We start from the raw sequence: 726 nt of genomic DNA, 5'->3' as shown, positions 1-726 counted from the left end.
AGCCGATCGACGTCGGTGGTGTGGACGTTGAGCCGGACGAGGTTCGCGAGGGACATGCCGGCCTCGCCGAGCACGGCCTCCAGGTTGTCGAGGCTCAGCGCCAGCTGCGCCGCCATGTCACCGGCGTGCTGGGGCTTGCCGTCGCCGCTCATCGCGGTCTGCCCGGCGCAGTACAGGGTCCGGGTGTGCCCGGAGACGATCTCACCCTGGTTGTAGCCCATCTCCACCGACCACGCCCACGGGTTGACCGCCGTTCGCTCCATTGCCACATCAGCTCCATTCGATTCGTCGACATTACGTATGTCCGTCGGCTAGGTAGCCACCGTCCTTTTCGCGATGTTGATCAGCTTCTCAGCGAATACACGACATCCTGTGTCGTGTATTTCAGTAGAGTTCTCGTGTGCGCGCCGACCGATTGGTCTCGCTGGTACTGCTGCTGCGGCGGCACGGTCGGCTGTCGGCGGCCGCGCTGTCCCGCGAGCTGGAGGTTTCCACCCGCACCGTGCTGCGCGACATCGAGGCGCTGTCCACGGCCGGTATCCCGGTCTACGCCGAACGCGGCCGGCACGGCGGTTTCGCGTTGTTGCCCGGTTTCCGGACCGAACTCACCGGGCTGAACCACGACGAGGCCCTCGCCCTGCTGGTCGCCGGATCGCGGCGCGGCGCGCAGGCGTTCGGCCTCGGCTCGGCGCTCGCTTCGGCGATGCTCAAGGTGGTCGACGCGCT

Annotated in this window: 2 protein-coding genes; one reads left to right on the top strand and one right to left on the bottom strand. The window is 67.2% G+C overall.

Annotation, left to right across the window (positions count from 1 at the left end; all coding sequences use genetic code 11):
• Positions 1-263: RidA family protein (locus ACTOQ2_RS43995; protein ID WP_440107999.1), on the bottom strand; the 263-nt coding region annotated here is incomplete at its 3' end.
• A 137-nt stretch (positions 264-400) separates the two neighbouring features.
• Between ACTOQ2_RS43995 and ACTOQ2_RS43990 the strand changes: the two genes are divergently transcribed.
• The coding region (locus ACTOQ2_RS43990; protein WP_440107998.1) for a helix-turn-helix transcriptional regulator at positions 401-726 on the top strand (326 nt) is incomplete at its 3' end.

Source organism: Streptosporangium sp. H16 (assembly GCF_051918855.1).
Classification (GTDB): domain Bacteria; phylum Actinomycetota; class Actinomycetes; order Streptosporangiales; family Streptosporangiaceae; genus Streptosporangium.
This window is presented reverse-complemented; position numbering and strand designations above follow the sequence as displayed.